At 42.2% G+C, this 17,083-nt stretch carries 13 protein-coding genes; 6 read left to right on the plus strand and 7 right to left on the minus strand.

The window, feature by feature from the left end; all coding sequences use genetic code 11:
* Nucleotides 1-6: 6 nt before the first annotated feature.
* Nucleotides 7-2,553: a TonB-dependent receptor gene (locus tag HII16_RS03950; RefSeq protein WP_169127660.1), complete on the minus strand. Its 2,547-nt coding sequence runs from the start codon at nucleotides 2,551-2,553 to the stop codon at nucleotides 7-9.
* A gap of 90 nt (nucleotides 2,554-2,643) precedes the next feature.
* A complete protein-coding gene (locus HII16_RS03955) occupies nucleotides 2,644-4,062 on the minus strand; it encodes an MFS transporter (protein ID WP_169127662.1) in 1,419 nt (472 codons plus the stop codon).
* 234 nt (nucleotides 4,063-4,296) lie between these two features.
* On the opposite strand from HII16_RS03955, the gene HII16_RS03960 reads away from it, so the two are divergent.
* The 4 genes from HII16_RS03960 (at nucleotide 4,297) to HII16_RS03975 (ending at nucleotide 9,373) form a co-directional block, all read left to right on the plus strand.
* Entirely contained in the window at nucleotides 4,297-5,856 is a 1,560-nt protein-coding gene (locus HII16_RS03960; RefSeq protein WP_169127664.1) for a carboxylesterase family protein, read from the plus strand.
* A gap of 121 nt (nucleotides 5,857-5,977) precedes the next feature.
* Nucleotides 5,978-7,996 carry an NADPH-dependent 2,4-dienoyl-CoA reductase gene (locus HII16_RS03965; RefSeq protein ID WP_169127666.1) on the plus strand — a complete coding sequence of 673 codons (2,019 nt, stop codon included), beginning with the start codon at nucleotides 5,978-5,980 and terminating at the stop codon, nucleotides 7,994-7,996.
* Nucleotides 7,997-8,015: 19 nt separating this feature from the next.
* Nucleotides 8,016-8,540, plus strand: a complete 525-nt coding sequence (locus HII16_RS03970; protein WP_248289488.1) for a GDSL-type esterase/lipase family protein — start codon at nucleotides 8,016-8,018, stop codon at nucleotides 8,538-8,540.
* A 17-nt stretch (nucleotides 8,541-8,557) separates the two neighbouring features.
* Nucleotides 8,558-9,373 (plus strand): SDR family oxidoreductase, encoded by an 816-nt coding sequence (locus tag HII16_RS03975; RefSeq protein WP_169127668.1) that lies wholly within the window; start codon nucleotides 8,558-8,560, stop codon nucleotides 9,371-9,373.
* Between the two features lie 135 nt (nucleotides 9,374-9,508).
* Here the strand turns inward: HII16_RS03975 and HII16_RS03980 are convergent, their stop codons facing one another.
* The 5 genes from HII16_RS03980 to HII16_RS04000 form a co-directional block, all read right to left on the minus strand.
* Nucleotides 9,509-10,519: an HAD family hydrolase gene (locus tag HII16_RS03980; RefSeq protein ID WP_169127670.1), complete on the minus strand. Its 1,011-nt coding sequence runs from the start codon at nucleotides 10,517-10,519 to the stop codon at nucleotides 9,509-9,511.
* 135 nt (nucleotides 10,520-10,654) lie between these two features.
* Nucleotides 10,655-11,833 (minus strand): acetyl-CoA C-acyltransferase, encoded by a 1,179-nt coding sequence (locus HII16_RS03985; protein ID WP_169127672.1) that lies wholly within the window; start codon nucleotides 11,831-11,833, stop codon nucleotides 10,655-10,657.
* A gap of 9 nt (nucleotides 11,834-11,842) precedes the next feature.
* On the minus strand, nucleotides 11,843-12,763 hold the full coding sequence (locus tag HII16_RS03990) for an SDR family NAD(P)-dependent oxidoreductase (protein ID WP_169127675.1): 921 nt from the start codon (nucleotides 12,761-12,763) through the stop codon (nucleotides 11,843-11,845).
* 97 nt (nucleotides 12,764-12,860) lie between these two features.
* Nucleotides 12,861-13,328 (minus strand): MaoC family dehydratase, encoded by a 468-nt coding sequence (locus HII16_RS03995; RefSeq protein WP_169127677.1) that lies wholly within the window; start codon nucleotides 13,326-13,328, stop codon nucleotides 12,861-12,863.
* Nucleotides 13,329-13,355: 27 nt separating this feature from the next.
* Complete coding sequence (locus tag HII16_RS04000; RefSeq protein WP_169127679.1) at nucleotides 13,356-15,074, minus strand: class I adenylate-forming enzyme family protein; 1,719 nt, start codon at nucleotides 15,072-15,074, stop codon at nucleotides 13,356-13,358.
* Between the two features lie 342 nt (nucleotides 15,075-15,416).
* Here HII16_RS04000 and HII16_RS17020 point away from each other — a divergent pair, with 342 nt between their 5' ends.
* Complete coding sequence (locus HII16_RS17020; RefSeq protein ID WP_169127681.1) at nucleotides 15,417-16,691, plus strand: TetR/AcrR family transcriptional regulator; 1,275 nt, start codon at nucleotides 15,417-15,419, stop codon at nucleotides 16,689-16,691.
* A gap of 132 nt (nucleotides 16,692-16,823) precedes the next feature.
* Complete coding sequence (locus HII16_RS04010) at nucleotides 16,824-16,967, plus strand: hypothetical protein (protein ID WP_169127683.1); 144 nt, start codon at nucleotides 16,824-16,826, stop codon at nucleotides 16,965-16,967.
* Nucleotides 16,968-17,083 lie beyond the last annotated feature (116 nt).

Consider the following 17,083-nt stretch of genomic DNA (forward strand, 5'->3'; position numbering starts at 1 on the left):
TTCTCGTTAGTAAAAGCTATAACGCAACTGCAATCCGTAGGTAATTGGATCGGATAATTCAGCCGCTTGCATTCGGGTTTGTGTTGACGGTGCGCTGTAGCGAAGTACATTACGCTCATCTCCAGCGTTTTTCACAAACGCGGCAATCACAAAGGCCTCTTCTGGCGATGTCCAACTTAAACGGGCATCGATGCTGTCATAACTGTCCACTTTATCAATATCATCACGGTTAAATTCACGAGAATACTGTTCGCCAACATAGGAGTAGCTTGCGGTTAAAGCAATAGAACCCTTGTCGTTCAAATCGAAGTATTGCGTACCAGCGATACTAAACTTGTTTTCAGGTGCCATATTTAGCTGATTACCCGACAAGTCTTGAATCTCACATTCACCATAAAAAGCACAGGCGATAGAGTCGATAGCGGTAAAATCATCGTATTCAGATTCGTTATATGAATAGGTGGTATTGATCACTAAATCATCAGTAAGTAAAAACTGTAATTCAGCTTCAAGGCCAAGCACGGAGGCTTCAGCGGCATTATCAAATGACGATGTGATAACACCGGATTCCAACTTATCAGACTGCACCTGTAAGTCAGTGTAATCATAGTAATAAGCGGCTAATGACAGATTCGCGCGATTATCAAACATCGATTTTTTATAACCAACTTCAAACGCTGTAAGCTCTTCTGGATCAACCAAGTCAGGATCGTCGGTCGCCGCAGCACCTAAGTTGAAACCACCTGAACGATAACCTGTTGCGACATAACCGTATAACAAAGTGTCTTGGTTCATCTGCCAATCGGCTTGTAGGCGCCAAGTTACTTTACTCCAATCATCTTTTACTTTGTGTTGTGTTTGCGGCACAAACAAGTAAGTGAAGACATCATCAGAACCCTCTTTTTCGTCTTCCGAATAGCGCAGACCAGCGGTTAATGTCAGCTCATTTGTCATGTCATATTCAATTTGACCGTAAACTGCTTTCGATGTGGTTTCTAATTCATTTTGAGTTGAATATAGATAGCCTCCGTCACCTTCTGGCGTAGCTTTAAATGGTGCACCACCTAACAATGCAGCATTAAACTGATACAAGCTCAATTGCACACCGGGTAAACCTAAGAATGTACCGGTGTCTGATGGCAGACCAAATTCAGGTGGGAAAGAACCATAGTACGCATTGATTGCATCGCCTTGCATTAAGCCAAAGCCACGTTCAACAAAGTCATTGTATTGACTCTCTTCACTGTTGTAATAGTAAAGACCGGCAATAAAATTAAAGTTACCATCGAAATTCGAGATGAATTGCAATTCATGAGAACTGGTATCAACGTCTTGTTTGATACTTGTCGTCATATCTGATGCTAAGGTGATAGGTTCGCCAGTGATAGGGTTCGGTAGGTAGAACGGACCACCAGGAATAAATGCACCGGTTGTTTCAGCGAACATCATGGAGAAGTCCATTGCACCATAGGCGGCGTTGGTTACATCACCATCCGCCAATGAATCGTAATCTAAGGTGTAATCACCGTAGATATATTTAACATCAATGTCGCCGACAGTGATGACATTGGTAAAGATAAAACGCTCGGTTTCAGAGCTTAAGTGGCCGACGGTATCGACATTGATTTTATTTTCGTCATCAACCGCTGGGTTAGCCATGGTGTAACCCGATAAATGATTCAATGCGACGGAGTTTGGATACATGCCGGGTAAATTGGCTGGGCCTATATTAATGTAATCCGTTGGGTATTCGTCTAACAGATAACCAGGAGATGGATTTTCGTCACGATCGGTGTTCATATAACGTAATGAACTGGTCCAGTTTTCACTCCAATCCGCTTTCAATGTCGCCGAAAAATAGGTGCGGTCTTCATCGTCTAAGTCAGCGACACCTTCAGCAATGTTCTCTTGCAGTGCGTCACGTTCTTTTTTAGATACCGTTACGATAGCGGAGAAAATATCACCTAAACCACCGGTTACTTGGCCTTGCGTTAACAAATAGCCATCGTTACCTGCTTCTAGGTTTATGTATCCACCAAAGTCTTTTTGCGGCTCGGTACTGATAAAGTTAATTGCACCACCGACGGCATTGCGACCATACAATGTCCCTTGCGGCCCACGAAGTACCTCAATACGGTCAACGTCACAAAAGTTACAATAGCTAAATACACCATTTTCAGTGTTATAAACGCCGTCAGTATAAATACCAACACCCGGATCTGAACCTAACGATGTTGTTGGACGACCAACACCACGAATAGAGACACGATTTGAGGTAATAACCAGTGACGGTGAATATTGAACTAAGCCTTGTGCATCATCAATGCCCAAATCTTCCATTGAATCCGCATTAAATGCACTAACCGCTTGACCGGTTTCCATCAACGATGTTGCCCGTTTGGTTGATGTAACCTGAATCACTTCAATACCAGCTTCGTCTGTATCAACAGCATCTTCTTGTGCGTAACCCGATGCACTAAAGCCAGTAACTAACATAGCGCAGGCCAAAGGCGATAATTTAAATCGCAAAGCCTTGTTGGTGATTTCCCTCATAAGTATCCTCGTTATTCTTGATGTTTTTGTTTTATTTTTATGTATCAAAGAGCCGCATATCGACGCATGCTTTTAATGGCCTTAGATGAGTTAGTTTTTTTGTTCGTTAAGTTGTATACAAATTTCTGTATGTTTGGTTTTATTTAGATCGTATTTAGTGGCGATATACGCCGAAATTAGGTAAATAAGCATAGGTACTGGACCTGCAATCATCCCCAAATCAAACAATGCCTCAGCACTCACTTGGGATACATCGACTTGCTTTGGAAAAGCAATAACGTCTAGGCCAATACCGGCAATTAACGTTCCTAAGCCAAACGTCGCTTTTTGGGCAAACGAATTGGCAGCAAAGAATATTCCTTCTTGGCGTTTACGAGTAGTGGTGGCGTGTAGGTCAGCAACATCGGCTAACATTGAGCCAATAATGATTCCCGCAGCAATGAAAAAGCTATAGCCCACAACGTAGGTAGAGAACAAAATAGGCATAATCATTGGCGAACCGTTTTCAGGTAACACGGTTAATAAACGCAATATGATTGGACTAAAACTAAATACTGTCGCGACCAATAGACAAAGCACTAAGCTCGGCATTTTATCGATTTTTTTCGATAATACCGGGGCAATGATCGTTGCGGGTACTAATCCAACAACAATGGTTAATGTCAGTAAGGAAATTTCAGCTGGCGATAAGGCAAAAAAGTAGCTGCCAATATAGAGCATAAACGTTGCACCCGCCCCACCGGCGACCATAGTCAATACTTGAACGATAAATATAAGGCGAAATGGACGTAACTTTAACGCTTCAGCAAACGCACGAAAACTTCGCTTAAAATCGACTTTCTTTTGGTCCTTGGGCGCCTTTGGTAAATGCGCAATGGTATTTTTAGTACCCAAGATACAAAACACCATGGCAACAAAGGCGATTACAGCCGCAAGTAGCCCCAACTGGCTATAGCCTTGAGCATTCAACATGCCATATGGGTTTTGCTCGGTCACTTTAAAAAAGGTGTTTAAGGCAATGACCGATAGTGAGATGCCACCTACATAGCCTAAAAACGTTCGATAGCTGACAATTTTAGTGCGCTCTTGGTAATCTTTACTCAACTCAGCACCAAGCGCGTTGTGTGGTACATTAAATAGCGTCAACATCACACGTACAATGATTGACCAACACACTAGCCATAAAAACAAGCCTTGCTGATCGAGACCTGCAGGCGGTGAAAACAGCATAAACAATGACAGCGGAAACGGTATCACTGCTGCAATCATAAATGGATGTCTACGACCCCATTTAGAGTGCCAATTATCGGAAACATCGCCCATTAATGGATCGGTAATCGCATCAACAAGGAGGGCTATTAGTGCAGCAAAACCAGCCATAATGGCGGGCATTCCTAAGACCTGACTAAAATAAAAGACTACAAATGATTGAAACGCCGTGTCTTTAACGCCTTGAGAGATCTGACCTACACCATATGAAAACTTGGTAAAGAAAGTAAGTTTTAACATCTAATTCCTACCCTATTTATGCCATTAAAAAATGGGCACATTGGTAATAATAATTAATCTTTATGATTTGAACTTACAGTATGTAAATATAACTTACAAGAATTATTTAACAAAAAATTAAACAATAATAAAGAGCAAAACGGCCTTGCAAATCGCTAAAAAGATAAACAATTTGCCAATAAATCGAACAAGTGGTATGTATTTATACCAGACAGTATTACGGCAAGTACGCGCATGAGCACCAATTCAAAAATTGAACAGCAGATAAAGCCATCAGCAACGCAAAAACGTCAGCTGCTGAACAATCAACCTCAAAATGACACGGCGATCACAACCCACCATGGTATCGCATATGCTGTGCTTAAAACCAACACGCCTCGTTGGAGCTCGAGTCAGGTACGGTCAACCATAGAACAAACTAGCCAATCATTTGGCAATATTGCGCCGCAAACCTTCGACCATAATCCACTATTACAATACGCAAATGATTTAGCGCAAAGCGAAGATTGTTTGAACCTCAATATCTATGCGCCTCAGTCAGACAAAAAACTGCCTGTTATGGTCTGGATACATGGTGGCGGTTTTCTAAACGGTGCCGGTTCGCAACCTATTTATGATGCGAAGACCCTCGCCGCTAACGCCAATGTTGTGGTCGTTACCATTAATTATAGACTGGGAGTGCTTGGTTATTTACGGCTGTGCGATGTTAGCAATAATAAGATTCAATCAACCGGAAATGAAGGACTTGGTGATCAGATCACCGCGTTGAAATGGGTTAAAAAGCATATCCATGCGTTTTCTGGGGATGCGAATAACGTGACAGTATTCGGTGAATCTGCCGGTGCAATGAGCATTGCTTGCTTACTTGCCTCGCCATTAGCAAACACCTTTTTTCACAAAGCTATATTGCAAAGTGGCGCAGCTCATACCTACGCGACCAAAGAGCAAGCTAACCGCATTGCTCAACGTTTTGTTTGCTATGCTGAGCAGCAAGGTTACTCGTTGGATGATTTGACAACGATACCAAGCGAACAAATAATGAGCTTGCAACAAGGATTTTTAACCGACCTATCTGTTTACAAACAATTTGGCATTTTGCCATTTAAACCGGTCATTGATGGCAACACCCTGCCTATTGCGCCCCATGAAGCAATCGCACAAGGCAACGCAAAACACATCACACTAATAAGCGGTACTAACACTGATGAATGGGCATATTTTGCCGCCCTGTTAGGACAAAACATAACCACTGACAAAGCCTTGCTCGCGTCAATAACATCGCTCGTTGGCGAGCAAAACATCGAACAATGCTTAGCATTAACAGATCAACAAATTAGCCATAGGCAACACCAGGTAGCTATCACACCACAAGATCGACTTAATGAAGTGTTATCTGAGTATTGGTTTGGCCAGCCAAGTCATCGTTTACTTGATAAGCACATATCTGCAGGTGGTCACGGCTATGGCTATAAACTGTCTCGTCGGTCAGTGATACCAAGTTTGGGTTGCCCCCACATTGCCGATATAGGTTTGGTGTTTGGTAATTTAGATAAAGCTTTTTATGGTAGCGAACCGAGAGTGACTGAGCTAAGTTGGCAAATGCAGTCTTATTGGGCAGCAATTGCTTACCTTGATCCAATATCACCGTATCTAAAAAATTGGCCTAGCTACAAAGATAACGGCACGGTTATGGTGTTGCACTTTGGTCATGACCAAACGAAACAACAACAAGTCAATGATGAGACAATCGCCTTTTGGCAAAAAATAAGCGATCAGCAACTTGCGTCATTTTGACAAAACCGACAATCAAGAGTGCAGCATATAATCGTATAAAACCAATTTGAACTTTTAGTATGTTTATTTACTTAAAAATATTATATAGTGATAAAACTTGTTACTTTATGGCTACATTTACATGCCTTTTGAAAAATTACTCAGCCCAATAACGTTGGGCTCTACAACAATAAAAAATCGCTCATTAATGGGCTCTATGCATACCAACCTCGAAGAAGTCGAACATGGTTTCCAGAGAATGGCAGCATTTTATAAAGAACGAGTTGTTGGTGGTGTAGGCCTTATTGTAACCGGCGGCATTGGCCCTAACGAGGAAGGAGCGGTAGCCAAAGGAGCTGCCTTAATGGTCACAGCAGACGATGCCAAAAACCACGAAGTCATTACCCGTACGGTACATCAACATGGCGGTAAAATTTGCATGCAAATCCTGCATGCAGGGCGTTACGCCTATAATCCCGAGTTGGTTGCACCTAGCGCAATTCAAGCCCCTATCAACCCGTTTATGCCTCGCGAATTAACTAGCGATGATGTAGAACAACAAATTGAAGATTTTGTCCGTTGTGCAAAGTTAGCAAAGCAGGCTGGTTACGATGGTGTCGAGATCATGGGCTCTGAAGGCTATCTAATAAATCAATTTATTGTCGAGCATACTAATAAACGGACGGACCAATGGGGTGGCGAGTATAAAAACCGCATTCGTTTTCCACTGGAAATTATCAAGCGAACTCGCCAATGCATCGGCGATGACTTTATTATTATCTACCGCCTATCAATGTTGGACTTAATAGAAAACGGCAGTTCACAACAAGAAGTACTTCAGCTTGCTAAAGAAGTCGAAAAAGCTGGGGCGACGGTAATTAACACTGGCATAGGCTGGCATGAAGCTCGAGTGCCAACCATTGCGACATCGGTTCCAAGAGCGTTATTTGCGAAAATCAGCAAGCAGGTTAAAGACATTGTCGATATCCCGGTGATCACCAGTAATCGCATCAACACACCAGAGGTTGCTGAACAAATACTCACTGATGGTTATGCCGATATGGTGTCTATGGCGCGCCCTCTTCTTGCTGATCCCGAATTTATCAACAAAGCCAAAGCGGATAAAAGTGATAACATTAATACCTGTATCGCCTGTAACCAAGCATGCCTGGATCATACCTTTGACAATAAAATATCGTCTTGCTTGGTCAACCCTCGCGCGGCCAATGAAACCTTACTGAATTTTTTAACAACCACAAATGCGAAACATATCGCTGTTGTTGGCGCAGGTCCTGCGGGTATGGCATTCGCCACCTATGCAGCACAGCGCGGTCATAAAGTCAGTTTATTTGATAAGCATGAAGATATAGGCGGCCAATTCAACTTAGCAAAACAAATTCCGGGTAAAGAAGAGTTCCATGAAACAATCCGTTATTTCGGTAAACAATTAGCTCACGAGAATATCAGCATGCATTTAGGCTGCGAGGTGAGAGCGACCATGTTGGTTGATTTTGATGAAGTCGTACTGGCAACCGGCATTGCACCACGGACACCAGATATAAAAGGTATTAATCACAGCAAGGTTGTCAGTTATACCGAAGTGCTCAATAAAACAGTTGCTATCGGTAAGCGTGTGGCAATCATTGGCGCCGGTGGCATTGGTTTTGATGTTGCCGAGTATCTAAGCCACCAAGGCACATCGCCAGCACTAGACAAACAGCTTTATACCAAAGAATGGGGTATCGACTTAAATAATCGCCAGCGCGGAGGTTTGCAGCCAAAACATATAACGCCAAGCCCGAGAGATATTTATTTATTACAACGTAAAGCCAGTAAGGTAGGTAAAAATCTTGGTAAAACAACCGGCTGGATCCACAGAGCAAGTTTAAAGAACAAGCATGTCGCAATGTTATCTAATGTCCAATACCGAGAAATTAGCGATCGTGGCCTAGAAATTAGTATCGACGGCGAGATTCAACTACTCGAGGTTGACCATGTGGTTATTTGTGCAGGCCAAGTGTCATTTAAACCACTACACAGCGCGTTACTCGATGTGGGCTATGAAAGGCCCATTCACGTGATTGGCGGCGCAGATGTAGCCGCAGAGTTAGACGCCAAACGCGCCATCAATCAAGCAGCATGGTTGGCAGCAGATATATAACGAGCCAATAGAGGTAAACATGCTAGATATTGTGATGATCGGCAGTAGTATTTTTGAATTTTGGGGCACACCAAAGTGGTCTAGCTTAGCGGTTTCAAACAACGCCATTCGCAGTACAGCTAGTGCTGATTGGTTACAAGCCGATTTAACCAAACTACCAGAGGCAAGACACATTATCGTCTATTGCGGTAGTAATGATTTGGTCTTTGGCAATGATAGCTTGCACATAATTAACAACGTACAGCTGTTGTTAAAGCAACTAAAAACCACCTTTCCTGCGACTCATATAGGGTATTTTTCCATTATTAAATGTCCGCAAAAGCAAGCGGCGAATCAACTTGGCGTAATTGACGAGATTAATAGCCGAATTAAAGATTTTTGTGGTAATCAATATCGTTATTTTGAGTTTAATGATTTTATCACTAATGACCCCAAGTGGTTTGTCGATGATGGTTTGCATTTAACAGAGCAGGCCTATGTCATGCTTGACACAAAAATCGCACCAATATTGCAACAATGGCGTAATGATTTAGCCAATAAATAACACTATAAAGGCACAATATGAGTAATTTATTTTCTGTTAAAGGCAAGACAGCCATTGTCACTGGTGGTTCTCGAAGTATTGGAAAAATGATCAGCAAAGGGTTGGTGGAACACGGCGTAAAAACCTACATAACGGCTCGAAATGAAGCCCAATTGCAGGCCACAGCTATCGAGCTATCAAATCTGGTTGACGACAGTCTATGCATTCCTATTGTCGCTGACTTATCTAGTTTAGAAGGCATTAATGCTTTTGTTGAAACCATAAAACAAAGCGAAGAAAAGATTGACATTTTAATCAACAATGCTGGTGCAACATGGGGGGCAAGCTTTACTGAGTTCCCTGAGGTTGGCTGGGATAAGGTAATGAATTTAAATGCAAAGTCACCATTTTTCTTAACACAAAAGTTATTACCATTGTTATCTCACAGTGCCCATGCTGAGCATCCTTCCCGAGTGGTCAACATTGCCTCAATTAATGCATTTAACAACCCAAGAATGAGCAATTATTCATATTCAGCTAGCAAAGCGGCGGTTGTGCAAATGACCCGTCATTTAGCCGCCGATCTGGTAAAAAAACACATTAATATTAATGCCATTGCACCAGGGTTCTTTTTAAGCAAAATGACAAAGTATGCTGTAGAGAACAAACAAACGGAGCAATTTGTTAAACAAATGGTGCCCAAAGAGCGTTTAGGTAATGGTGATGATATCGCTGGCAGTGTCATCTATTTGTGTTCAAAAGCCTCAAACTGGATGACAGGTCATACTCTGGTTTTAGATGGCGGTGTCATCGCCAGCAGCGGTTATGGAGAGTATTCTGGCTTTCTCGATTAATGACCGATTGAGTGCGACCGACAATAGCGTAGGTATTACCGCTAGATAATACCTTGGCGTGTGATACTTCAGAGCATTCTTTATGATTCTGATTTGCAATCATTAATTTAGCTTAAGTTGAACATTTTAGAGTTATTATTGGCCTGGATATATGCGATTCCAATCTTGTTTCATATCCACTATCAGCCAACCTTGTGATTGCGCCTGTTGTAAACCTTTATCAAGTTGACCTATTTGTGACTTCGCATCATACGCCCACTCTCGATTTTCATCCGTATGATGTATAAGCATCGCTAATCGCAAGCCATCACCTTCGCTCACGTATTTTAACATTGGTAAGTCACCATCTGAATTACCAAAAGCGGCAAGCGGACGTCGACCAATGTGGTTGTTAATCGCAATAACTTTGTTTTCTTTGTTATTATAAAAAGCCATCGTTGGCAGTCTTTTTATAATAGTTTTGTTAGACTCCGTGGCTAGTTCTTGCGCCATGACACTCCCTATTACCTGTTCAGGGGGAATGCCATACACCTGTGATGACCAAGCTCGTATAAACTCGATACCACCGCCTGAAACAATGTATGTTTTAAATTCGTTGGCTCTGAAGTATTCGAGCAATTCCAACATAGGTTGATAAACCATACTGGTAATCGGTTTTTGTGTGACAGGGTGTTTCGCGGTAGCGATCCAAGCAGCGACAATCGTTTGATATTCAAGGTCACTCATGCCGGTATTTGCTGCCATGACGATATCATTAACCGCAGATGCGGAACTGCTAAATGCTGCTTTAACATCCCCTTTCAATATAAGGGAAAACGGCGGCTTCGTTTGCCACTCAGGGTGCTGTGACGCCAAGCTATGGATACGCTCAATTGCAAATAACAGCTGCGCGTAAATGGGTTGTTCTGCCCATAACGTACCGTCATTATCAAAGGTAACGATGCGTTCATTCACTTCGACAAAGTCTGCACTGTCTTTATTAGTAACGCGAGTAACAAAATCAATAATTGCTTGTTTACTTTTGCCATCTTGCCATGATGGCAATGGCTCGGTAGTCGATGCCATGGCAAGATTAAAAAAAAGCATCGCAAACGTTGCACTAATAAACGCTATTGAGCGACGTCTAAGATGAGTATTGATAGGCATAATAATCCTTAACTGTTGACCGTAATAGCGGTCTATTTTGGCAACTAAAAAGCGCGATACAGCTAACTATATACATCAATAGATGAGGTATGAGTAAGCTCCACCGGGCTGATTTTCGTCGTTATTTATAGTTATTTAAAGCACTTCAAACAGCCCTGCCGCGCCCATACCGCCACCGACACACATGGTGACAACAACATATTTTGCACCGCGGCGCTTACCCTCAATTAGCGCGTGACCGACCATTCGAGCCCCACTCATACCGTAAGGGTGACCAATTGATATCGCGCCACCGCTTACATTTAGTTTTTCCATTGGAATTTTTAACGTATCAGCGCAATACAAGACTTGCACAGCAAACGCTTCGTTAAGTTCAAACAGACCAATATCATCGACCGTTAGGCCGTGTTGTTTGAGTAATTTAGGTACCGCATATATCGGGCCTATCCCCATTTCATCCGGTTCACAACCGGCAACGGCGATACCCATATAGCGGCCTAGTGGCTGCAAGCCTCTTTGTTCAGCCAGGGTCGCTTCCATCAGTACGGATGCAGACGCACCATCTGATAATTGACTGGCATTACCTGCGGTAATACACCCCCCTTCAATGACAGTTCTCAGACCAGCTAAACTGTCCGCTGTCGTCGCGCGTATACCTTCGTCAGCAGATAGCGTCACCTCATGAAAAGACACTTCTTTGGTTTCTTTATCCATGACCGCTTTGGTGGTGGTCATCGGCACAATCTCAGAATCGTAATGGCCAGCTTGTGCAGCCGCCGCCGTGCGCTGCTGGCTCAATAAGCCGTATTCATCTTGGCGTTCACGGCTTATATTATAACGCTGTGCAACAATTTCAGCTGTTTGTAGCATTGGCATGTATATATCATTATGCATACCAACTAATTGCTTATCGACCGCCATATGTGTATTCATATGTTCATTTTGAACAAGAGAAATCGACTCAATACCAGCCCCAATTGCCACGTCCATACCATCATGAATGATTTGTTTTGCGGCAGTTGCAATAGCCATTAAACCTGACGAACATTGACGATCTAATGTCATCCCACTGACACTCACCGGCAAGCCACCCGCTAAGGCGGCTTGTCGACCGATGTTCATACTGGTTGTGCCTTGCTGCATGGCACACCCCATGATTACATCTTCGACTTCCCCACCTTCGATGCCTGCGCGCTCAACCGCATGCTTGATGGCATGGCCACCTAGTGTAGGTGCCGTCGTCATATTAAACGCGCCTCGATAAGCTTTACCGATAGGCGTGCGTGCGGTTGAAACGATTACTGCATCTCTCATGATTCGCTCCTATTTCGCTGTTAAGTCAACGCCAAGTGAAGCCGCAGCTTTACCAACGTATTTGTTTGTTTGCATCCAACCGGCAGTAATTTCCTGGGCATTATTTTCGTCGTCAATGTTATTCCACATAGCGAGAATGTTTTCAGGTGTTTGCTCTTCAGGTGTAAGATAGATTCCGTCGGTTTCTTTAATTACTGCACGAGCATAACCGCCAGCGCCACAGCCTAAAATGGTTCGATTAGGAGAGTTTTCACATACAAGAGCCAATAAGCCATTAGTTACTGATTCAACTGTCATCAGTTCTAACACCCGTTTATCGTCAATTAATTCTTCCGTCATCGCGGTACGAGCCGTCGGCGAAAGACAATTTACATTGATGTTGTATTTTGCACCTTCAATACATAAGGTGTTCATAAAGCCAACAACAGCCATTTTTGCCGCACCATAATTCGCCTGGCCAAAGTTACCGTACAACCCCGATGAAGATGTGGTCATCACAATTCGACCGTACTGTTGCGCCTTCATAATGTCCCATACCGCTTTGGTACAGTTTACCGAGCCCATAACATGAACATCCAACACCAATTTAAAATCAGCGATATCCATATTACCAAACGATTTATCACGTAAAATACCGGCATTATTGACCAGAATATCAACGCGCCCCCACTTTGCCATTGTTTGCGCTACCAGATCCTGGACTTGCTCAATGTTAGCAACATTAGCGCCATGAGCCATGGCTTCGCCACCTGCTGCTTCTATCTCAAGTACCGTAGCTAAGGCGCCTTCAGACATTGCGCCGTCTGGACCTGCTAAATCATTAACAACAACTTTTGCACCACGTGCAGCCAACATTAACGCGTGTGATCGACCTAGCCCTGCACCAGCGCCCGTTACTATGGCCACTTGGCCGTCATATCTTACTGACATAAAATCCTCTATCTATCTTATAAACCGTTAATAATTAATGGTTTTAATGGTTATTTTTTGAATTGGTTTTATTTTGTTTTAGTTTGCTTTTGATTTTCTACTCTGTTTCGATAATCGTCATAGTCAGCCACTGCGCCGTTAATGCCGGTTTCGCTTCGCCTTCGATTTCAACCGTTACATCCCAGGTATATAAAAATTGACCTGGACGTTTTTCGATCACGTCGGTTAAAACCATCTGACCGCGAACACGACTATCGACTTTTACCGGTTGTAAAAAACGAATTTTTTCGAATCCGTAATTTAACCCCATAACCGTATTCTCAAGGTTAATCGCAGCGTCATAGGCAATAGCAGAAAATAGCGATAAAGATAAAAACCCATGCGCAATGGTGCCACCAAAAGGTGAACTTTTAGCCTTTTCGGGGTCGACATGAATGTACTGCATATCATGAGTCGCTTCGCCAAATTGATTAATTTGTTGCTGAGATATCGTAAACCAACGAGAAACACCGGTTTGTTGACCAATGTAGTTCGGAAGCTCTTTTGCGTTTATTTCAATTGTCATCGTTTTTACTCATAAAGTGAGGCCAAATTATTGGCCAAACATGCTAACCAATGTTCGTTTATCTATTTTTCCCGAGCCTAATCGAGGTAGTTTCTCTTCGACTAGCCAAATCTGCTGTGGCACTTTAAATTGCGCTAAATGTTGGCCAACAAAATCTTTTACCTGAATTTCGTTTACTGCCCCACTATCGGCAACATAAACCACGGCACCTACGGCCTCACCAAGCCGTTCATCTGCTACAGAAAAAACTGCAGCTTCAATAACTTGTGCATGTTTATAAAGGGTTGATTCAACCTCAAAGCAAGAAATATTTTCGCCGCCTCTGATAATGATATCCTTGGCTCGATCGACAATAAAAACAAAGCCATCTGCATCAAGATAACCAATATCTCCGGTACGAAAATATCCGTTTACAAACGCCTCTTTTGTGGCGTTATCATCGCGCCAATATTGGTTTATATTGGAGATGGATTTAATAACAATTTCACCGATATCGCCGATTTCTATAGGTTGATTGTTGTCATCTAGAATCTGAATTTCAACAATTGGTGGCGTTGGTAAACCGGCACTGTTTGGCTTAAGAAGATAATCTGCAGGGCCATTAACGGCACCTAAGGCATTGGTTTCCGTTAAACCATAGCCACAACTTGGATTGCCGCTGCTGAATGAATCATATATTTTTCTTACATGCTCTGCCGGCCTTGCCGCACCTCCTGCACACACATCAAGTAATGAGCTTAAATCATAGTGATCACGCATCGGGTGATCCATTAGCTCCATTGACATAGTCGGTACCCCATTAAAATAGGTAATACGTTCTTGCTCGATAAGTTTCAGTGCATGTTCCGCGTCCCAATAAGGCATCATCACCGTTTTGCGACCAGCGATCATCGACAGTAAAAATAAAGTATGACAACCAGTAACATGAAATAGCGGAACCGTCATTAATGCGGCTGCAGGGTATGGAGACGGCGTGCTGATATCGGCATTAGCAATCGCTGCTGCGTTTCCTAACATCAACCACGTGTTGACCGCGGTTAAGATACTTTCGTGAGAAGATACTGCACCTTTTGGTGTTCCCGTTGAGCCGGAAGTATAAAATATCGTCGCAATATCAGTAGTTTTAACGCCGTTAGTGATTTCACCATTCTCGGCATATTGAGCGCAGAGTTGCTCAATATTATGCAAATCGCTTTGCTCTTGATTGGGTCTGGCAATAACAAAAGGTAAACTCTTATCGTCTAGCCAGTTAGCTAATAAGCTGTAACGTTTGTCATCAGTGATAACCAATACAGCTTGACTGTGTTCAATCACTTGAGTAAATTCTTCGCACTGCCACCATGCATTTAAAGGTACTGCTACCGCGCCAATTAAGGTAATGCCCATAAACGCCACTATCCAATCTGGATAATTACGCATAGCAATAGCGATTCTATCGCCTTTTTGTACATTAAATTCTTTTTCTAATGCATGACCAAAAGCCGTGGCTTGTTGATATATATTTGCAAAGCTAATTCTCTCATCTTTATAAATAATAAATTCGCCATGCTCAAACGTATTTGCCGCCGTTTTGTACATATCACCTAAGCTATTAGGAAGATTTTCAAATGCCGTATAGTCAATATTGTTTCTGTTTTTTTTGGTTACTGCAAAAGGCTGACCTGCTGCAGTAATTTTCATTATTTCGTCAACAACTTTGTCTGCCGATACTTGATCAATTGTAATATCTTGATTTTTCAAGCTCATATTTTTATCCCGCAAAGCCACCTAAAACAGCAACCGATAACATCGAGTTGCCATTAAGCTTTACAATTTATTTATAATTTAACTAATTTGAACTTACAGTATGTTTTAATTGCGCGCAAGTATTTCAACGCTAAAAGTTGCTCACATTTGTATTTGAATATATTTTCTAGTTATCTTTTTTCTATTGTTGACAGTCACTTAAGGTCTCGAACAGTAACACCAGAGAATTTAATGAAGAACAAACGTGCTAACTTTTTATTGTTATTGAACAAAGCTTGCGGATAACTTAGAATGGATTTTGAACATTAAGTATGCTTTTTGACTCTGATAAAGTGATTACAAATGCCAAGTTTTAATAATAAAAAAATTACCTCACCATTTAGCAAGACAAATCAGCATGATGAAAAATATAAAACCATCATATCTGCTGCGTCCGAGCTATTTAATATTCATGGCACGCGAGGAACCACGCTGGCGCAAATTGCACAGCGTTTAGAGCTTACTAAAACAAGCCTTTATTATTACGTCAAAACCAAACAAGAATTGGTGCACCAATGTTATCTAAATACCTGTATTGAAATGCAAGACATGGTAAATACAGCGATAGAATCAGATGGCTCAGCGTTGACTAAAATTGAGCTGTTATTAAAGCTTAATTTTGATTGCTGGAATGATATAAGCAATGGCAACCGCGGTCACTTAGCAGGTTTAACTGAAATTGCCTCGTTATCCAGCAAGCACCAGCAGGAAATATCCGAATATTATCGCTGGTTGGTAAGACAGGTGATAGAGTTAATCAACGCTGGCCAATTAGATAACACTATTCAAGCGCAAGTCAGTGCCGGTAAAACCGCCAACGCGATTATCGGTACGCTGTTTTGGTTGCCAGTCTGGCTAGAGTCCGTTGACCAAGACAAACGCAATGACGCATTTGAGCAATGGGTATCCGTAATTAAATACGGCATCAAAAGCTCAAAGACGCCCTTCTCATTCACCTGGACAGATTTACAAGACGACAAGTTGGCGCCGACAGGTTTCGACCGAAAAGAGCAAAACCGTAAAAAACAAGAAGCGTTTTTTAAAGTTGGCACCATGTTTTTTAATCAAAAAGGCTTTAAAGGCACGTCATTAGATGAGTTAGCACAATCATTGGGTGTTACTAAAGGTGCTTTTTATTACCATATTAAGAATAAAGATGATTTACTCATTAAGTGTTTTGAAAGAACATTAATGATTGAAGAAAATGTTTTGCAAAATGCATTAGCGAGCGAATCTTCAGGCATTGATAAATTAGCATCGGCGATGCAACATTTATTTGCCATTCAAATTGGCGATCAAGGACCGTTAATTCGATACGCAACGATGTGGTCCCTATCATTAGACAAACGCAAAGAAATGCAAGTAGCCACCAGTGCTATAAGACGTCTGTTTGGTGAGTTAATCAGTCAGGGGGTTAATGACAATTCGATTAGAGGGGTAGACCCATTTGTTACGCAGAATATTTGTGCGGGCGCGATAGAGTCGATACCAGATATGACCGCAAGCATGAAAAAATATGATGCAAAAACAGACGCGAGCGATTACTTCCACCTTATTTTTAACGGCATAGCTAGCTGATAGCGAGTTGATATCTGACTAAGTACATAACGATCATTTGTTTATGTATTGCTTGCTGTCGTTGTTTCAGGTTGCGCATCGAACAAGCAAAAATCAACGTCCGTTAGCGAAAGCGAAACCAACGAAATAGATATGACATCCCCTGAAACACTGTCGATAGCTGGTGGGGCAACCGCAGCGTATTTGTTAAACCCACTTGCCGGAGTCCTGATTGGCGTGGGTATTTACAGCATCCTTGACGATGACAACTCAAAACCCGCAACAAATAAAGAGTAGCTCTGTCGCGCCTTGTTGCTTTACTTTGGCGCGTCTATCTAATGCATAACTTAGTAAAATCTCGTAAAATCTAACAATCCATTAACGCCGTATTTAGCAGAAAGTTTCGTTGTCCG

The sequence above is a fragment of the Thalassotalea sp. Y01 genome (genome assembly GCF_012932945.1).
Classification (GTDB): Bacteria; Pseudomonadota; Gammaproteobacteria; order Enterobacterales; family Alteromonadaceae; genus Thalassotalea_A.